Annotated in this window: 14 protein-coding genes and 1 pseudogene; 7 read left to right on the forward strand and 8 right to left on the reverse strand. The window is 37.8% G+C overall.

The genetic code is table 11. The annotated features are described in order from the left end of the window. Positions 1-15 precede the first annotated feature (15 nt). The 4 genes from oxyR to rubA all read right to left on the reverse strand — a co-directional run bounded on the left by oxyR (position 16) and on the right by rubA (position 3,370). Positions 16-924 carry a LysR family transcriptional regulator OxyR gene (gene oxyR / locus KTH84_RS08445; protein WP_042898222.1) on the reverse strand — a complete coding sequence of 303 codons (909 nt, stop codon included), beginning with the start codon at positions 922-924 and terminating at the stop codon, positions 16-18. A 6-nt stretch (positions 925-930) separates the two neighbouring features. Then, a complete protein-coding gene (estB, locus tag KTH84_RS08450) occupies positions 931-1,875 on the reverse strand; it encodes an esterase EstB (protein ID WP_262472855.1) in 945 nt (314 codons plus the stop codon). 53 nt (positions 1,876-1,928) lie between these two features. Continuing rightward, positions 1,929-3,110, reverse strand: coding sequence for a rubredoxin reductase RubB (gene rubB, locus KTH84_RS08455; protein ID WP_262472856.1), 1,182 nt, complete (start codon positions 3,108-3,110; stop codon positions 1,929-1,931). Positions 3,111-3,205: 95 nt separating this feature from the next. Continuing rightward, positions 3,206-3,370 (reverse strand): rubredoxin RubA, encoded by a 165-nt coding sequence (gene rubA, locus KTH84_RS08460; protein WP_000760495.1) that lies wholly within the window; start codon positions 3,368-3,370, stop codon positions 3,206-3,208. Positions 3,371-3,804: 434 nt separating this feature from the next. Here rubA and KTH84_RS08465 point away from each other — a divergent pair, with 434 nt between their 5' ends. Further along, entirely contained in the window at positions 3,805-4,245 is a 441-nt protein-coding gene (locus KTH84_RS08465) for an SRPBCC family protein (protein ID WP_262472857.1), read from the forward strand. Positions 4,246-4,298: 53 nt separating this feature from the next. On the opposite strand, the gene KTH84_RS08470 is transcribed toward KTH84_RS08465, so the two are convergent. Then, complete coding sequence (locus KTH84_RS08470) at positions 4,299-4,787, reverse strand: YqiA/YcfP family alpha/beta fold hydrolase (RefSeq protein ID WP_133974839.1); 489 nt, start codon at positions 4,785-4,787, stop codon at positions 4,299-4,301. Positions 4,788-5,045: 258 nt separating this feature from the next. Here KTH84_RS08470 and lysS point away from each other — a divergent pair, with 258 nt between their 5' ends. From lysS to cysN, 5 genes and pseudogenes are all read left to right on the forward strand, one after another. After that, the gene (gene lysS / locus KTH84_RS08475) at positions 5,046-6,575 is read left to right on the forward strand and encodes a lysine--tRNA ligase (RefSeq protein ID WP_004641802.1); all 1,530 of its coding nucleotides are present in this window, start codon (positions 5,046-5,048) and stop codon (positions 6,573-6,575) included. Positions 6,576-6,761: 186 nt separating this feature from the next. Beyond that, entirely contained in the window at positions 6,762-8,207 is a 1,446-nt protein-coding gene (locus tag KTH84_RS08480) for a capsule assembly Wzi family protein (RefSeq protein ID WP_262472858.1), read from the forward strand. Positions 8,208-8,461: 254 nt separating this feature from the next. Continuing rightward, a pseudogene (locus KTH84_RS08485) lies at positions 8,462-8,594 on the forward strand (hypothetical protein). Further along, on the forward strand, positions 8,587-9,495 hold the full coding sequence (cysD, locus tag KTH84_RS08490) for a sulfate adenylyltransferase subunit CysD (RefSeq protein ID WP_004641806.1): 909 nt from the start codon (positions 8,587-8,589) through the stop codon (positions 9,493-9,495). The pseudogene KTH84_RS08485 and the gene cysD overlap by 8 nt, the downstream one beginning before the upstream one ends. Positions 9,496-9,525: 30 nt before the next feature. Next, entirely contained in the window at positions 9,526-11,139 is a 1,614-nt protein-coding gene (gene cysN / locus KTH84_RS08495; RefSeq protein WP_262472859.1) for a sulfate adenylyltransferase subunit CysN, read from the forward strand. A 52-nt stretch (positions 11,140-11,191) separates the two neighbouring features. Here cysN and KTH84_RS08500 read toward each other — a convergent pair whose 3' ends face one another. After that, positions 11,192-11,740, reverse strand: coding sequence for a DUF2239 family protein (locus tag KTH84_RS08500; protein ID WP_262472860.1), 549 nt, complete (start codon positions 11,738-11,740; stop codon positions 11,192-11,194). A 222-nt stretch (positions 11,741-11,962) separates the two neighbouring features. Between KTH84_RS08500 and KTH84_RS08505 the strand changes: the two genes are divergently transcribed. Beyond that, positions 11,963-12,475, forward strand: coding sequence for a hypothetical protein (locus KTH84_RS08505; RefSeq protein WP_202742773.1), 513 nt, complete (start codon positions 11,963-11,965; stop codon positions 12,473-12,475). A 40-nt stretch (positions 12,476-12,515) separates the two neighbouring features. On the opposite strand, the gene KTH84_RS08510 is transcribed toward KTH84_RS08505, so the two are convergent. Together KTH84_RS08510 and KTH84_RS08515 are read right to left on the reverse strand one after the other, a co-directional pair. Continuing rightward, a complete protein-coding gene (locus tag KTH84_RS08510; RefSeq protein WP_262472861.1) occupies positions 12,516-13,856 on the reverse strand; it encodes a CitMHS family transporter in 1,341 nt (446 codons plus the stop codon). A 568-nt stretch (positions 13,857-14,424) separates the two neighbouring features. Beyond that, complete coding sequence (locus KTH84_RS08515) at positions 14,425-15,750, reverse strand: hemolysin family protein (RefSeq protein WP_003653027.1); 1,326 nt, start codon at positions 15,748-15,750, stop codon at positions 14,425-14,427. Positions 15,751-15,795 lie beyond the last annotated feature (45 nt).

Raw genomic sequence — 15,795 nt, forward strand, 5'->3', positions numbered from 1 at the left:
CGAAGACTCCTTTTTTTATTCATGTAATCTTATCGTGATTTTCTGCATAATTTGCAGTAAGACATCGAACTCACTTTGCAATGGCGTACTCTTACGAGTCACTAGTGCTAAGGTACGGCTCGGTGCATCTTCAATTGGTTTTGCAGTAATCTGATCATTAAACTTGATCATACTATTTTCAATTGCAATTTCTGGTAAAAGCGTAAAGCCTAAATCAGAAGAAACCATTTCAACTAATGTTGGTAAAGAGCTTGCTTTTAAGCGGTTATCGTTTTTACGCTCACCGATAGGGCATGCACTTAAAACGTGGTCACGTAAACAGTGGCCTTCTTCAAGCAAAATTAATCTTGATAAATCAAGATCATCTAGAGAGTTTGCTTGAAGAGCATTCGTATCTTGCTTACTACATACAAGGTACAAATTTTCTTTCGAAATTTCAGCGGTTTTTAGACCTCTCGTGTCAAATGGTAGAGCAAGAACGATCATGTCTAGATTACCGTGTTCTAGGCGCTCTACAATTTTTTCACTTTGTGCTTCATGCAAATGCAGCTGAATTTTAGGTAACTGTTGATGCACTTCATTAAGTAACCGTGTCAGGATAAAAGGTGCAATGGTTGGGATAACACCCAAATGCAAATCACCCGTTAACGGTTCACTCATTTCACGGCTCAAACGCATTAAATCTTGAGCATCTGCTAGTAGTACACGGGCGCGAGCAACGACTTGTTCACCTAAAGGTGTTAAACGCACATTCTGACGATCACGTTCTACTAGAACGCCACCTAATAAACGTTCAAGCTCCATAATGCCGCCTGATAACGTCGATTGAGTGACAAAAGAGCGGCGTGCTGCTTCAGTAAAATGCAAAGTTTCCGACAACGTAACTAAATATGATAGCTGTCTTAGTGAGGGTAATGCAGCCATAGTGTCCTAGTCTGATGATTTAAAATGATGCGCAAATAAACCGCTAAGCTGTGGAATAAAATGTGCAGGGATATCATGCCCCATTCCATCAATTAATTCAAACTTAGCACCGGGAATTGCTTTTGCTACAGCCTTACCGTGGCTAGGTGGAAGTAAACGATCGCGAGAGCCATGTAAGACTAAAGCAGGTTGCTTAATTTTACGGTCCAGTTGAAGTAAGGAGCCTGTACATAATATTGCTAAAAACTGCTGAAGTACACCAGCAGGATAATAGCTACGTTGATAAAGCTTACGTGCGGTTTGTATTGCTTCAATCTGGTTGAGATAACCAGGTGAACCGATCAATTGAAATAGTTTTAAACTATGATTAACAATACCTTCTTCATCACGGGACTCAGGTTTACCAATTAAACTCAAAAGTTGCTTAGGAAAAGGAGGGGGTAAAAAAGGCTGATTATTACTTGTAAACATAAGCCCTAATTTTTCAACCTTTTCTGGATATTTTGCTGCAAGAATTTGAGCAATCATCCCGCCCATTGATGCACCAATCACATGCGTTTTGTTCACGCCTAAACGGTCAATGAGCATAGATACATCATCTGCCATATCATGCAGAGTATAAGGCGCACCCTGATTAGTTAGCCCTAGTGCAAAACGGCCCATCAATTTGACAGTATTTAACCGTTTACCCTCATGACGTACTTTTGAAGAAAGGCCAATATCACGGTTATCAAAACGAATAACACGAAATCCTTGATCAATCAGCGATTTACAGAAGAAATCTGGCCAAAAAATCATTTGGGCACCAAGACCCATAATCAGCAAAATGGTTGGATGTTCTGGTTTTCCGCCCACTTCTACATGTAATTCAATTCCATTGCCTAAGTTGACTTTGGTTTCTTGCATGAAAGATGTGTACGGTGAAATGTTAAACTGTAAAGCGCTATTCATGTTATTCATTCCTTAAAGGAATACTCTCTAAGTGAGTATTCCTGATACAAACCTTATGCTTGGGCTGGAATAAGATCTGGAACAAGCTTTGTTAAAGCTAAGCGTTGTTTACCTGCGGTTGCACCTAGCAATACAAAACCACGCAATGTTCCTTCATTGTCAATTGCTTTGGCAAGCATACCATCGTCGAACTCTTCTGTTTCCCAGTTCACTTCTACATCAACTGGAGCAGGCAATACTGTAAGCGGAGCCGCTGGAGTTTTTACTGCAACGGGCATAGCAGGGTAATGAACGGTAGTTTGTTGTCCACTGAGTGTTTTTGCGAGGGCACGAGCCTGTTGCATAATCGGCATAACATATGGAAGTAAGGTACCGTTTACTTCTGCGCAATCCCCAATTGCATAGATGTCTGCTTGATTTGTTTCCAGTAAACCATTGGTAATAATGCCACGGCTGGTTTGAATATCTGCACTTTTAGCAAGTGAAATATTTGGTTGTAAGCCAATTGCAGAAAGAACAAGGTCAGCAACCAATGTTTGTCCGTTTGCGAGGGTTATCGCATAATCTTCGCCATTATTAACTTTGCTGACTTTCTCAACCGTGGTTCCTAAAGCGAATTTTACTCCAGCTTCCTCAAGGTTCTGTTGGAATGCAGAAGCAATATGTGCTGGAAGTAAACGACCCAATGGTTGAGGAGCCAAATCAATTACAGTGATGTCATATTCACTATGAAGTAAGTCATTGGCAAATTCACAACCAATTAAACCGGCGCCCAAAATAACTACACGTTTGTCTTTACGTTGAGCTAGATTTTCACGGAAAGTGCGGTAATCAATCAGTGAGTTCACGACATGAATGTCATCGCTACCATCACCTGCAATTGCAAGGCGAATTGGGTTAGCACCCACGGCTAAAATCAGTTTTGAGTAGGGTTGCGTCGACGTTACACCATCCTTCTCTAGAACAAGCTCATGGCGTTCAGCTAAAATCTCTTTTACAAAAGTAAAAGGCTCAATACGCATATTGAGTTGAGTACCCATTTTAGCAGCATCACCTAATGGAATCTGTTCTGGTGCTTTTTTACCTGCAAATGCATTTGATAATGTTGGCTTTGCATAGTTCACTGCATCATCCGCACAAATCATCACAAGTTCTTGCTCTGGGCTAAGCTTACGAAACTCACGTGCTAAGGTATAACCCGCCATGCCTGATCCGATAATGACGATAGGATGCATTTTTTTCTCCAGAGTTAGAATTATTTATTTAATACGGTGATGGGTAATATTCGTAAAAAAGACCATGTCGATCATGGCCTTTTTACTTTACGTTCTTAGATTTCGATCATTTCGAAGTCAGCTTTTGAAACGCCGCAATCAGGGCAAGTCCAGTCATCTGGAATGTCTTCCCATTTTGTTCCAGCTGCAATGCCGTCTTGTGGCCAACCTTCCGCTTCGTCATAAATCCATCCACAAACGATACATTGATATTTTTTCATGAGACTCTCCGCACTGATAAGTTTGCTCAAAGCTGCCTTTCAGTAAAACTATTCCATCTATTAATAATGTAACTACGATCCGGTCAATAATAACCAATGTGCCTTTGATCGGATATCAAATTTTTACGCAGTTCTACATTCAAAGTAAAGTAAATAACGGAGTTTAATCATTCGTAAGTAAAGATGAATGGCAGGTTAGGACAAATAACTGGTTATTTAGGCAAAACTTCGCCATAAACGAATAATAACTAATGCATTCTTATAATTAATTTTATTTGTGAAAGTATCTTGAAATAAAGAGCACCTCATAATTTAAAGATTCATTTCATACGAAAGCTAAATAACAACAAACTATGATGTGACAGAATGTCATTATTAAAACCGAAAATTAAAATTTGCTGTCATTAAGACGGTATAAATCAGGGAAGTGAAATATGGAAAATTTAGTATATGAAGTGGAAATTGAGGCGTCTATAGAAAAAGTATGGGACATACTTTGGAATAGCGAGACATATAACGCTTGGACGAAATTCTTTGCACCGGATTCCACCATGCGTACCGACTGGAAAATTGGTGGTAAAACTTATTTTCTTGACGGTGAAGGCAATGGAATGGTTTCTACGATTGAACAAATGCAAAAACCGGAAATATTGATTTTTAAACATTTAGGAATGATTAAGGAGGGTAAGGAGGATTTAGAAAGTGAAGAGGTTAAAGGGTGGAGTGGTTCCTTAGAAAAATATTTTCTAACCCAAAAAGATAATATAACCGCTCTAAAAGTTGAAGTGGCCACCTTACCTGAATATATGGGCATGTTGAAAAGTGGCTTTGTTCAGGGTTTTGATGTGGTTAAAAAAATGGCAGAAGCAAAATAGAGCTTCTTTTACTCACATATACACCAGTTTTATATAATCAAACTATAGTAAGTCTAAGCCAAATATTTTTTATAAATTTTTATAATCAGATCATTAATTCGCGAAGGATAGGCCAAGCGATGATGCCCACCTTCAAAAGTTTCAATATTCATATAAGGAGCAAGTTTTTCTTGAACCTGATACATATCAAGTTGCTCATCTCCTAATTCTAAATAGGCCATTTTAGGATTAGAGAGAATGAGTTCTTCTTCAGAAAGTTGAGGGTAGTCCTCCCGAAAATTAGGTGTAAGACTTGGATTCGCCACAATAACAGCTAATTTATGTTGAGCAGCAGTTTTTAGCGCCCAATAGCCTCCAATGCTATGGCCCACCAACAGATCTGGTTTGATCGTCTGAATAACCTGATGGTAGAAGTACTCAACAGATGCATAACTTAAGTTACGATAATCGACGTCAATACAAAATTTTTCAGGATGTAAAATGGCATGGAACTTTGTCGACTCACGAGAAGAATCCAAGCCATGTAAAAATAGAATTTTCATTATTTACTACACAATCTCATTGATAAAATAAAAGGCAAATAGGGCCTTTTGAATATCGAGGTTATTTGGATTTTTTTATATTTTACTAAATGCTTTAAAAAATGATCTTAGCGATTGGTCTAAGTCATTTTGCCTTTAAAAAGTAGTGTTTGGTTCTATAAAATTGTCTTTTTTCATTTTTGTTTGATTGAAATCATTCGAAAAACTCCCGCAATCTGTTAAGATATAGCACTTAATTTTTACTTAATCGAGGCAGAGATGACGCAACAAAACGCTCAATCGACTTCTGAACCAACTATTTCCGAAAACGATTTAATTGCACAGCGTCATGCCAAATTAAAGCAAATCCAAGATGTTGCGAAGGAAACTGGAAAGAGTCCTTGGCCGAATACGTTTAAGCGTGAACATTACGCTGCTGATCTACAAGAACAATTTAAAGATCAGTCGAAAGAACAAATTGAAAGCGCTGAGCATGTCTATGTAAAAATTGCTGGTCGTGTCATGTTAAACCGTGGTTCTTTCATGGTTATTCAAGATATGACAGGTCGTATTCAGTTATATGTTGACCGTAAAGGTTTACCAAAAGATATTCTTGAGACCATTAAAGGTCTAGATCTTGGTGACATTATTGCTGCTGAAGGTTATATCGGACGTTCAGGAAAAGGTGATTTATATGTTCATCTTGAAGGCTTTGAGCTTTTAACGAAATCGCTTCGCCCGTTACCAGATAAATTCCATGGCTTAAATGACACAGAAGTTAAGTACCGTAAACGTTACCTTGACTTAATTGTGAATGAAGAAACACGTAAAACTTTTGAAATCCGCGCTAAAGTTGTTGCAGGTATTCGAGCATTTTTAAACAATGAACGTTTCATGGAAGTTGAAACGCCAATGATGCATGTGATTCCGGGTGGCGCATCTGCACGTCCGTTTGAAACACATCACAATGCTTTGGATATGCCATTATTCTTGCGTATTGCACCTGAGCTGTACTTAAAGCGTTTGGTTGTTGGTGGTTTTGAGCGTGTGTTTGAAATTAACCGTAACTTCCGTAACGAAGGTGTTTCAACACGTCATAACCCTGAATTTACGATGATCGAGTTTTATCAAGCCTACGCTGATTATAAAGACTTGATGGCATTAACTGAAAATATGATTGAAAAGTTGGCCTTGGATATTTTAGGTACAACTGATGTGCCTTACCAAGGTGAAGTATTTAGCTTCAAAGGGCCATACAAAAAAATCTCTATGTTTGATGCGATCTTAGAGAATAACCCACAGTTTACGCCAGAAAATGTGGGCGATCGTGAGTTCCTTGCTCAATTTATTCGTGAAGAATTAAAAGAACAAGTTAAGCCTGGTTTTGGTTTAGGTAAGCTTCAAACTATCGTATTTGAAGAGACTGTTGAAACTAAACTTCGTCAGCCAACATTTATTACTGAATACCCAGCTGAAACATCTCCACTTGCTCGACGTAATGATGACAATCCACATGTTACCGACCGTTTTGAGTTTTTCATCGGTGGTCGTGAATTGGCAAATGGTTTCAGCGAGTTAAACGATCCAATTGATCAGGCTGAACGTTTCCAAGCCCAAGTTGCAGAGAAAGATGCTGGTGATGATGAAGCAATGCATTACGATGCAGAGTTCGTTGAAGCGCTTGAGTATGGCTTGCCACCTACAGCTGGTGAAGGTATCGGTATTGACCGTTTAGTTATGTTATTTGCCGATGCACCAAGTATTCGTGATGTAATTTTATTCCCTCACATGCGCCGTAAAGAAGGTTAATCTTCTCTAAAGGCAAAAAGGCAGTATTTATACTGCCTTTTTTATTACCTTTATATCTCAAAAACTTACCTATCTACACTAATCTTAAGATAGCGTTAAAAAATGTAATTGCACAGTTTAACAATTGCAAAGTTGAGATAAAAAATTTAAGGTGTTGCTCATAAATAACTTTGAGAATTGGCTGGCATGTTTCTAAGAAAAACACTTTCGATTGCAATATTGGCAACTGCTTCATCCACTATTTTTGCACAAGGTTTAGTGCTAAATAATGAGGACTTACGTACAGACTTAAATTGGTTGAATCAACAAGGTGTTATCAATATTAGCACTTCAACTTGGCCGTTAAGTGGTGATGAAATTCATCGAGCACTCTCTCGGGCAGAAGTGTCTCATCCAGCTCAACAAAAAGTTATTAATTCCGTTCTTAATGCATTAAAAGCAGATAACAATACAGTTAAAGTAGGCGCTTTTGCTGAGACTGATTCTAAAAATGTTCCTCAAGCATTCGGTGATAACCAAAAAGCTCAATATCAAGGTTCTTTAGAGTTTAATGCAGGTGGTGAAAACTGGGATGCAAAAATCCGAGTAAATGCAGAAAAAGATCCAGAAATTGATAATGGACAAGATGTGAATGTTGAAGGCTCATATGTTGCTGGTAAACTTTGGAATCAGTGGGTAGTTGCAGGTCAAATTCCAACATGGTGGGGTCCTGGCCATGATGGTAGTTTAATTCGTGGTGATGCTAGCCGTCCGGTTTATGGTGTAACGGCACAACGTGCTGTACAAAATGCTTTTGATACAAAATGGTTATCTTGGATTGGGCCTTGGCAATATCAAGCTTTTGCTGGTCAATTAGATGACTATAAAGCAGTCCCTGATGCTAAATTAATTGGCTTGCGTGTAACTGCACAACCGTTGCCATATATTGAGTTAGGCGCATCGCGTGCTATTCAATGGGGTGGGGATGGACGTCCTGAAAGCTTTAGTTCTTTATGGGATGCATTTGTCGGCAATAAAGATAATGGTGGAACTGGTGAAGCAGATCCATCAAACCAAATTGCTGGCTTTGATGGTCGCTTATTACTACAACCGCTATTCCAAGTTCCAGTCAGTATATATGGACAATATGTAGGTGAAGATGAGGCGGGCGGTTTGCCTTCTAAGAAAATGTACTTAGCAGGTGTGGACTATTCATCTAGCTACAATAACTTGCCTTATCAACTTTATGCAGAATGGGCAGATACACGTACTAATGGTGATGTAAGAGGTATCTCTTATGCTCATTCAACTTATAAAGATGGCTATTACCAGCATGGTTACCCATTAGGCCACGCGATGGGTGGTGATGGGCAAATGTATTCAGTGGGTGGTGATATCCGCTTTGATGTCATGAACCGTTTGAGTGGTCGAGCAATGGTGGTTAAGGTTAACCAATCTGACCGGGCAATTAATAAAGCATTCCCTAAAGACGATGAAATTAAAGCCCTTGATTTAACTTGGACACATTTCATCAAGCCTGATCTTCCATTAAAAATTAATGGCTGGGTAAGTGATTCAGATCTAGAAGGTAATGATGCAGGCGCATCTATTGGAATTGAAATTCCATTAGAACGTAAAATGTTCGGTTTCTAAGATTAGATTATGTTTTACAAAAGAGAAGCTATTAAGGCTTCTCTTTTTTTATGGTTTTTAGAGAAATCTAAAGAGTAGATCATGATTTGCTTAAGTTGGCTATACAAGCTACGATTGCCAAGTTATGCAAGTGAATCAGCATATTACATGTATATGATGAAATCGAATATCAATATGAAAAAACAAGCAAAAGAAATCGGTTTTAAATCACTATAATGCATAACTAATGCTATAAGCCATATAAAGGCTTGTGGTTGGATTATCTATTACGAAAAAATTGGAGTTGTTATGGCACTCGTTCCTCCACATGGTCTTCTAGGTGGCGGTTTAATACCACTTCTAGATTTTATGGGCAAAATGGATAGAGAAGGACGTGTTCATGACTGAATCAAGACTCACACATCTCAAGCAACTTGAAGCTGAAAGCATTCATATTATTCGTGAAGTGGCTGCTGAATTTGAAAATCCGGTAATGCTTTACTCAATTGGTAAAGACTCGGCGGTAATGCTTCATCTTGCGTTAAAAGCATTTTATCCAGCTAAACTTCCATTCCCATTATTACATGTAGATACTGGGTGGAAATTTAAAGAGATGATTTCATTTCGCGATAACATGGCAAAAACGCATGGCTTTGATTTAATCGTTCATCAGAACAAAGAAGGTCGCGAAGCTGGAATCAATCCATTCGATCATGGTAGCTCAAAATATACAGATATTATGAAAACCCAAGCTTTGAAACAGGCTTTGGATAAATATCAATTTGATGCTGCTTTTGGTGGCGCACGCCGTGATGAAGAAAAATCACGTGCGAAAGAGCGTGTTTATTCATTCCGTGATAGTAAGCATCGTTGGGATCCGAAAAATCAGCGTCCTGAACTTTGGAATCTTTACAACGGTAAAGTGAATAAGGGTGAAAGTATTCGTGTATTCCCATTATCTAACTGGACTGAGTTGGATATCTGGCAATATATCTATTTAGAAAATATTCAAATTGTCCCTCTTTATTTCTCTGCTGTTCGTCCGGTAGTAGAGCGTAGCGGTACGTTAATCATGGTTGATGATGAGCGTATGCGTTTAAAAGAGGGTGAAGTTCCACAGATGAAGTCTGTACGTTTCCGTACGCTTGGCTGTTATCCATTAACTGGTGCAGTTGAGTCTGAAGCAGATACGTTACCTGAAATTATCCAAGAAATGCTTTTAGCCACGAGTTCTGAGCGTCAAGGTCGTATGATTGACCATGATGAAGCGGGCTCAATGGAAAAGAAAAAGCAAGAAGGCTATTTCTAAGACAATTTCTAAATTTGTGGAGTTTGAGCAATGTCTCATCAATCAGAATTAATCAGTCAAGATATCTTGGCCTATTTGAAGCAACATGAACAAAAAGACCTATTGCGCTTTTTGACTTGCGGTAACGTAGATGATGGTAAAAGTACTTTAATTGGACGTTTACTCTACGACTCAAAATTGATTTATGAAGATCAATTGCAAGCTGTAACGCGTGATAGTAAAAAAGTAGGAACTACCGGTGATGCACCAGACTTGGCGTTACTTGTAGATGGTTTACAAGCCGAGCGTGAGCAAGGTATTACCATTGATGTGGCTTACCGCTATTTTTCAACAGAAAAGCGTAAGTTTATTATTGCTGATACACCTGGGCATGAACAATATACCCGTAACATGGCAACAGGTGCGTCAACCGCTGATCTTGCAATTATCTTGATCGATGCGCGTTATGGTGTACAAACTCAAACTCGTCGTCATACTTTTATTGCAAGTTTACTTGGTATTAAAAATATTGTTGTTGCCATTAATAAAATGGATTTAGTTGAGTTCTCTGAAGGGCGTTTTAACGAAATTCAGGTTGAATATGATAATTTTGTGAACCAATTAGGTGATCGTCATCCAGCCAATATTCAGTTTGTACCGATTTCTGCTTTAAATGGCGATAACGTGGTAAATGCTTCTGAGCATACAGCTTGGTACAAGGGTCAAACCTTGATGAGCATTCTTGAGTCAGTTGAAATTAGTCGTGAATCAAACAAACGCGAATTTCGTTTCCCTGTTCAATATGTGAACCGTCCAAACCTGGATTTCCGTGGTTTCGCTGGTACTGTTGCTTTAGGTAAAATCAATGTTGGTGATGAAATTGTTGCATTACCATCAGGTAAGCGCTCAACAGTTAAAGAAATCGTAACATTTGATGGAAATCTAGATCAAGCTGTTGCGGGTCAGGCGGTTACATTAACGTTGAATGATGAAATTGATATTAGCCGCGGCAATGTATTAGTACGTGCAGGTGAACAGCCATTAATTTCACGCAGTGTTCGTGCTTCAGTGGTGTGGATGAATGAACACCCACTTGTGAAGGGCAAGTTGTACAACGTTAAGATTGGTACACAGACTGTTCCTGCAAAAGTGACTAACATTCACTATCGTGTGAATGTGAATACGCTTGAGCATACTCAGGTGGAAGAGCTTGAATTAAATGCAATTGCAGACGTTGTTGTTGAGTTTGATGCGCCAGTCGTGTTTGATCAATATCAAGATTCACGATACACAGGTTCATTTATTTTCATTGATCGTTTAAGCAATGTAACGGTTGGTGCGGGTATGGTTGAGTCTGCGGTAGAGTGGGCTGCACATAGCAACCCTGTAACTGCTGAAGATCGTGCTGCACGTTTGGGTCAAAAGCCTGCGGTGATTGGGATTTCTGCACAGTTAATCGAGAAAGCTCAAGTTTTAGAAAGTTTATTGATCCAACAAGGTGTAGTTGCGATTGCAAAAGCCAACTTAACTGCTGAGCAAATTACTTTATTGCGTGAGACAGGTGTTGTGGTTATCACTACGGCTGTGGAAGGCACAGATACAGAAGTTACTGCTGAAACCGTTGAAGAGGCAGCTGAAAAAGTTGTGGAATTAGTCCGTCTTTAATAGGCTGGATTGATTTTGAAAAAACCCGCGTAAGCGGGTTTTTTTATTGGGTTTAGAAAATACTTTGAGTTTTTAAAGTTAAATATTCTCTTAAATCTTTAGGATAGCTCTGAATCATCTTTAAAAATATATCTCGATCGCCTTGATATAAGGCGCGTGTTGCTTCTTCGTAATTTGGCATATTACCCAACATGGAAGACATAAAACGGTCGATGGCTTGTTTAGCGAGCATAATATTACCTTCAGAATTTGGGTTATTTAACTCTTTATCAATTAACTTACGAATTATTGCTGATGCACTCGCACTTTGTTGATCTAACCAATCCCAATGTTTTTTCTGTAAAGTGATTTCACGAGAAATTACTCCGAGTTTAGGTCGTCCAACTTTTTTAATTTCTTCCGGTTCAGCATAACGTTGTTGAAATTCTTTTTCCGTACCAGAAAGATCAAGATCAATTTGTTGACCTGTTTGATCATTAAAAATCAGAATATTTTCCGTTGGTTTCGGAAGATTTTTAAGTTTTTTTGCAAGTTCAACTAGGGAGTCACTCGCAATAAGCGTGCTTCCAGTGAAAGCAGTATAGGTGATTTTAGTATTCATTTTAGACGTATATTTTTATCTGGGTAAAATAATATTATCAGGGTAAAATTAATTTGGCAAATAATTAAAATTATAACCAAAGAATTATTTGATTTTATGAGTGTAGTCTATGAAGTTAGGACTATAAAAATAGTCAAGATAATAGGCTATTTAAAATTTTACTCTGCTTTAGTAGTGCTTTTATGAGAGAATATGCCTTTAGTTGTATGTATAAGGACTCCTATGTTTGAGCAATCTCCTGAATCTCTAAGCGATATCGAAATTTTAGACATTTTACAGTCTATGAAAAAAGATAAGCTAGATACGGAAGCAAATGAGATTATCCGTAATGGGGGGAAAGCTGGGCGTCAAGAAGCACATAAACAGGCTTTAGTTGCATTGAGTGCAAACTTTGAAGAAAAGTTTGTAGAAGCGGCTACGCTGGCATTAGGCTTGAATTCAGGTCAGGCGAAAAAGATTCGTTATAAAAAAGACCGTATCCGTATTTTTAAAGCACGTGGTCTTGATTATTTAGCTATGGATGGGGCAGAAACCGCTCAGGTTTTAGCTCAAGTTGCTCAAGCGATTAGTCGTGAAGATGCGATCGTGACTGAGAGCCTACACAATATTTTTCCATTTTGGAAAGAAGGTTGGCCAATGGTTCAGTTTGATAATGCCTATAAAATTTTAGAAGAAGACATTACATTGCATTTTCACATTGTGTTAGATCACTTAATTGAATATGTAGAGCAATAAAAAAAAGCCCCATTTGGGGCTTTTTTTTATTGCTGATAATTTATGTAAGTGAATGGAACAAAGGGAAAACACCAATAACTAGCGCTGTACCCATAAGAACCATACAAGTAATAAATGCCCACTTTAAAGTGAACTTTTGGTGATCTGCAAAATCGACTTTAGCAAGACCACATAACAAATAGGTTGATGGTACAAGAGGTGATAGTAAATGGACTGGTTGACCAATAATCGAGGCACGGGCAATTTCTTCTGCACTAATACCATAATGTGAAGCAGCTTCGGCAAGAACAGGTAAAACACCATAGAAGAATGCATCATTAGACATAAAGAAAGTCAAAGGCATACTGACTAAAGCTGTGATTGGTGCAAGATATGGACCCATGCTTGGAGGAATCATTGCGACGAACTCTTTAGACATCGCCTCAACCATACCTGTACCAGATAAAATTCCTGTGAAAATACCTGCTGCAAAAATTAAGCCCACAACAGCTAAGACACTATCTGCATGCATTGCAATGCGCTTTTTCTGCATATCAACGTCAGGGTAGTTAATAAGCATTGCGATACAGAACGCTATCATGAACAACACAGACATAGGCAAAATGCCTTTAATCAAAGCAATCATAAGAATGATGGTAAGCACCATATTTACTTTGCGTAAATGTGGACGAGTCGCTTCAGGATCTTTCGATACGGTAATATTGTCGCCATGGTGAGTTTCAAGCTCAATAACACCTAAACGTTTTTGCTCATAACGACCGTATAGGTACGCCAAGAAAAATAACCAACCAATACTAATGACCATAGGGATAATCATTGGTACGAAAATGTGGCTTGGGTCAATTTGTAGTGCACTTGCAGCACGAGCTGTAGGGCCGCCCCATGGTGTTAGGTTCATTACACCACTACATAACAGCATAAGTGCAGTCATGATGAGTGTATTCATTCCTAAGCGTTGATAAAGTGGCAACATTGCAGCCACACAAATCATATACGTTGTTGAGCCATCACCGTCTAAAGAAACCATTGTGGTTAAAAACACGGTTCCCATTGTGATTTTTAAAGGATCACCTTTAACCTTTTTCAAAATCCATTTAACTGGTGGATCGAAAAGACCTGCATCGATCATTAAGGCAAAATATAAAATTGCGAATAAAAGCATTACGCCAGTTGGCGCTAATTTTTTGATGCCTTCTAGCATCATCTCACTGAGACCTTTGAGTTCAATGTGACTCAAACTTTCAAAGTAGTGACCTAGGCCCCAAGCAATAAGAGAAAAAATAAATGGGATGAGAATTAAAGCAATAATAGGGCTTAAACGTTTGGACATGATTAAATACATGAAGCACAAAATCATGCCAACACCAAGTAATGTCAGCATACAATCAATCCTTTGCCTATAGTTTTACTGAACAAGTTTATTCAAAACTCTGACCTTGGTTATTCTTATTAATTTTTATCAAAAAGACAAATAATATATTTAGTTTATTTGGTTAATATATATTCAGTTGGAAAGGTATATTTTGAAGAAATACTGAACATATATATTTGGATTATAGTAAGCATATAATAAATGTAATTCATAATAATAGATTATAAAGGCTTTATAAAAATAAAAATTATATGATATTTTTTTTAGTTATACATGTTTTGATGGGTGAAATGAGAAGAAGAACCATTTAAAGACTGACTTTGGGCTAGGTTACAAAAGTTTGATGATAATGTAAATGGGGATCTAATCGCTTTATGTTAATTAAGATATATAGACTATTCTATTATTTTTCAGTATTTAAGATTTAATATAATTGATAATTTAAATAATATTATTTTTAGATTAAAAGAGCAAATTGAATTTATGAATCTAAAATAATTATTATATATATATGAAAAATTTATTTAGGTTGAAAAATACCCCACATAAAATTGTGAGGTATTTAAATTAATATAAATTAGTTTTCATCAATTGATGAATGTACTTCACTTTGTTCTAAAATTCGAGTTACAAGGAGTTGGTCAATTTTAAAATTATCGACATCGACTACTTCAAACTTGTATCCACCGAATTCCACAAAATCTGCTGGACGTGGAATTTTGCGTAGACGGTACATCATGAAGCCTGCTAATGTTTCATAATTTTCTTCATCAGGCATTTCATCAATTTCAAGTGCGTGTCTTAAGTCGTCAATTGGTGTGCTGCCATCAATTAACCATGAATTATTATCACGTTTAATGATTTGCTGATCTTCCTCAATTGGGGTTACCCAATCGCCCATAACCGTAATCATAATATCGCTTAAGGTAATAACCCCCACGACAAGCGCATATTCATTTATAACAACCGCAAACTTTTCTTTGGTAGAGCGGAAACGATCAAGTAATTCTGATAGGGTTAAAGTGTCAGGAATCATCAAGACCGTACGAATGGTTGTTTCATTCAATTGCGTTGGAGATTGATTATTTAAAATACGAACAAGGAAGTCTTTGGCGTCGACGTAACCAATGACCTGATCGATATTTTCATTACATACCAAAAATTTTGAATAAGGGTACTCTGCTAATTTTTGGCGAATGCTATCTTCATGTTCATTTAAGGTGAAATAAACAACATTTTCACGTGTTGTCATACTGGAAGGTACGTTGCGTTCTTCTAATTCAAAAACATTTTCGATAAAGTGATGTTCTTGTTTTTGAAGTACACCTGCCTGCGCACCTGCATCCATTACTGCTGAAATATCATCAAAAGTAATGTTGTCTTCTCGCGTTGTATTCACTTTAAATAAACGGAATAACAGATTGGCAATTGCGTTAATTCCCCAAGCTAAAGGTTTACAAACCTTAATAAAAACCTGAATTGGGTTAATAACACTAATTGCAATTTTTTCGGGTGCAATCATAGCCAAACGTTTTGGCATAAGATCGGCAAATAAAATAAAGAGTGATGTCACTAAAGTAAAGGATAGGGCAAAACCAATCGTTTGTGTCCAGGGACCTGCGTAGAAACGGTCAACTAAAGTCACGAAATAAGGACGAAAAGCAGCTTCACCCAAAATACCGCCTAAAATCGCAACTGCATTTAGGCCAATTTGAGAGGCTGCAAAAAAGTCAGCAGATTGTTCTTGTAAATCTAGTACTTGTTGAGCGCGTTCTTCACCCGCTTCGGCTAGAATTTTTAGCTTAACTTTTCTGGCACCAGCGAGTGCAATTTCAGTTAAAGATAAAAAGCCCGCTCCGATAATGAGCAGTACGATGATAATGATATTTTGAAAGAGACTCACAAATCACCTGAGATTCATCATTATTATGACTATTGTTTTAACATA

This window comes from Acinetobacter sp. WU_MDCI_Abxb74, assembly GCF_025513915.1.
Classification (GTDB): Bacteria; Pseudomonadota; Gammaproteobacteria; order Pseudomonadales; family Moraxellaceae; genus Acinetobacter; species Acinetobacter calcoaceticus_C.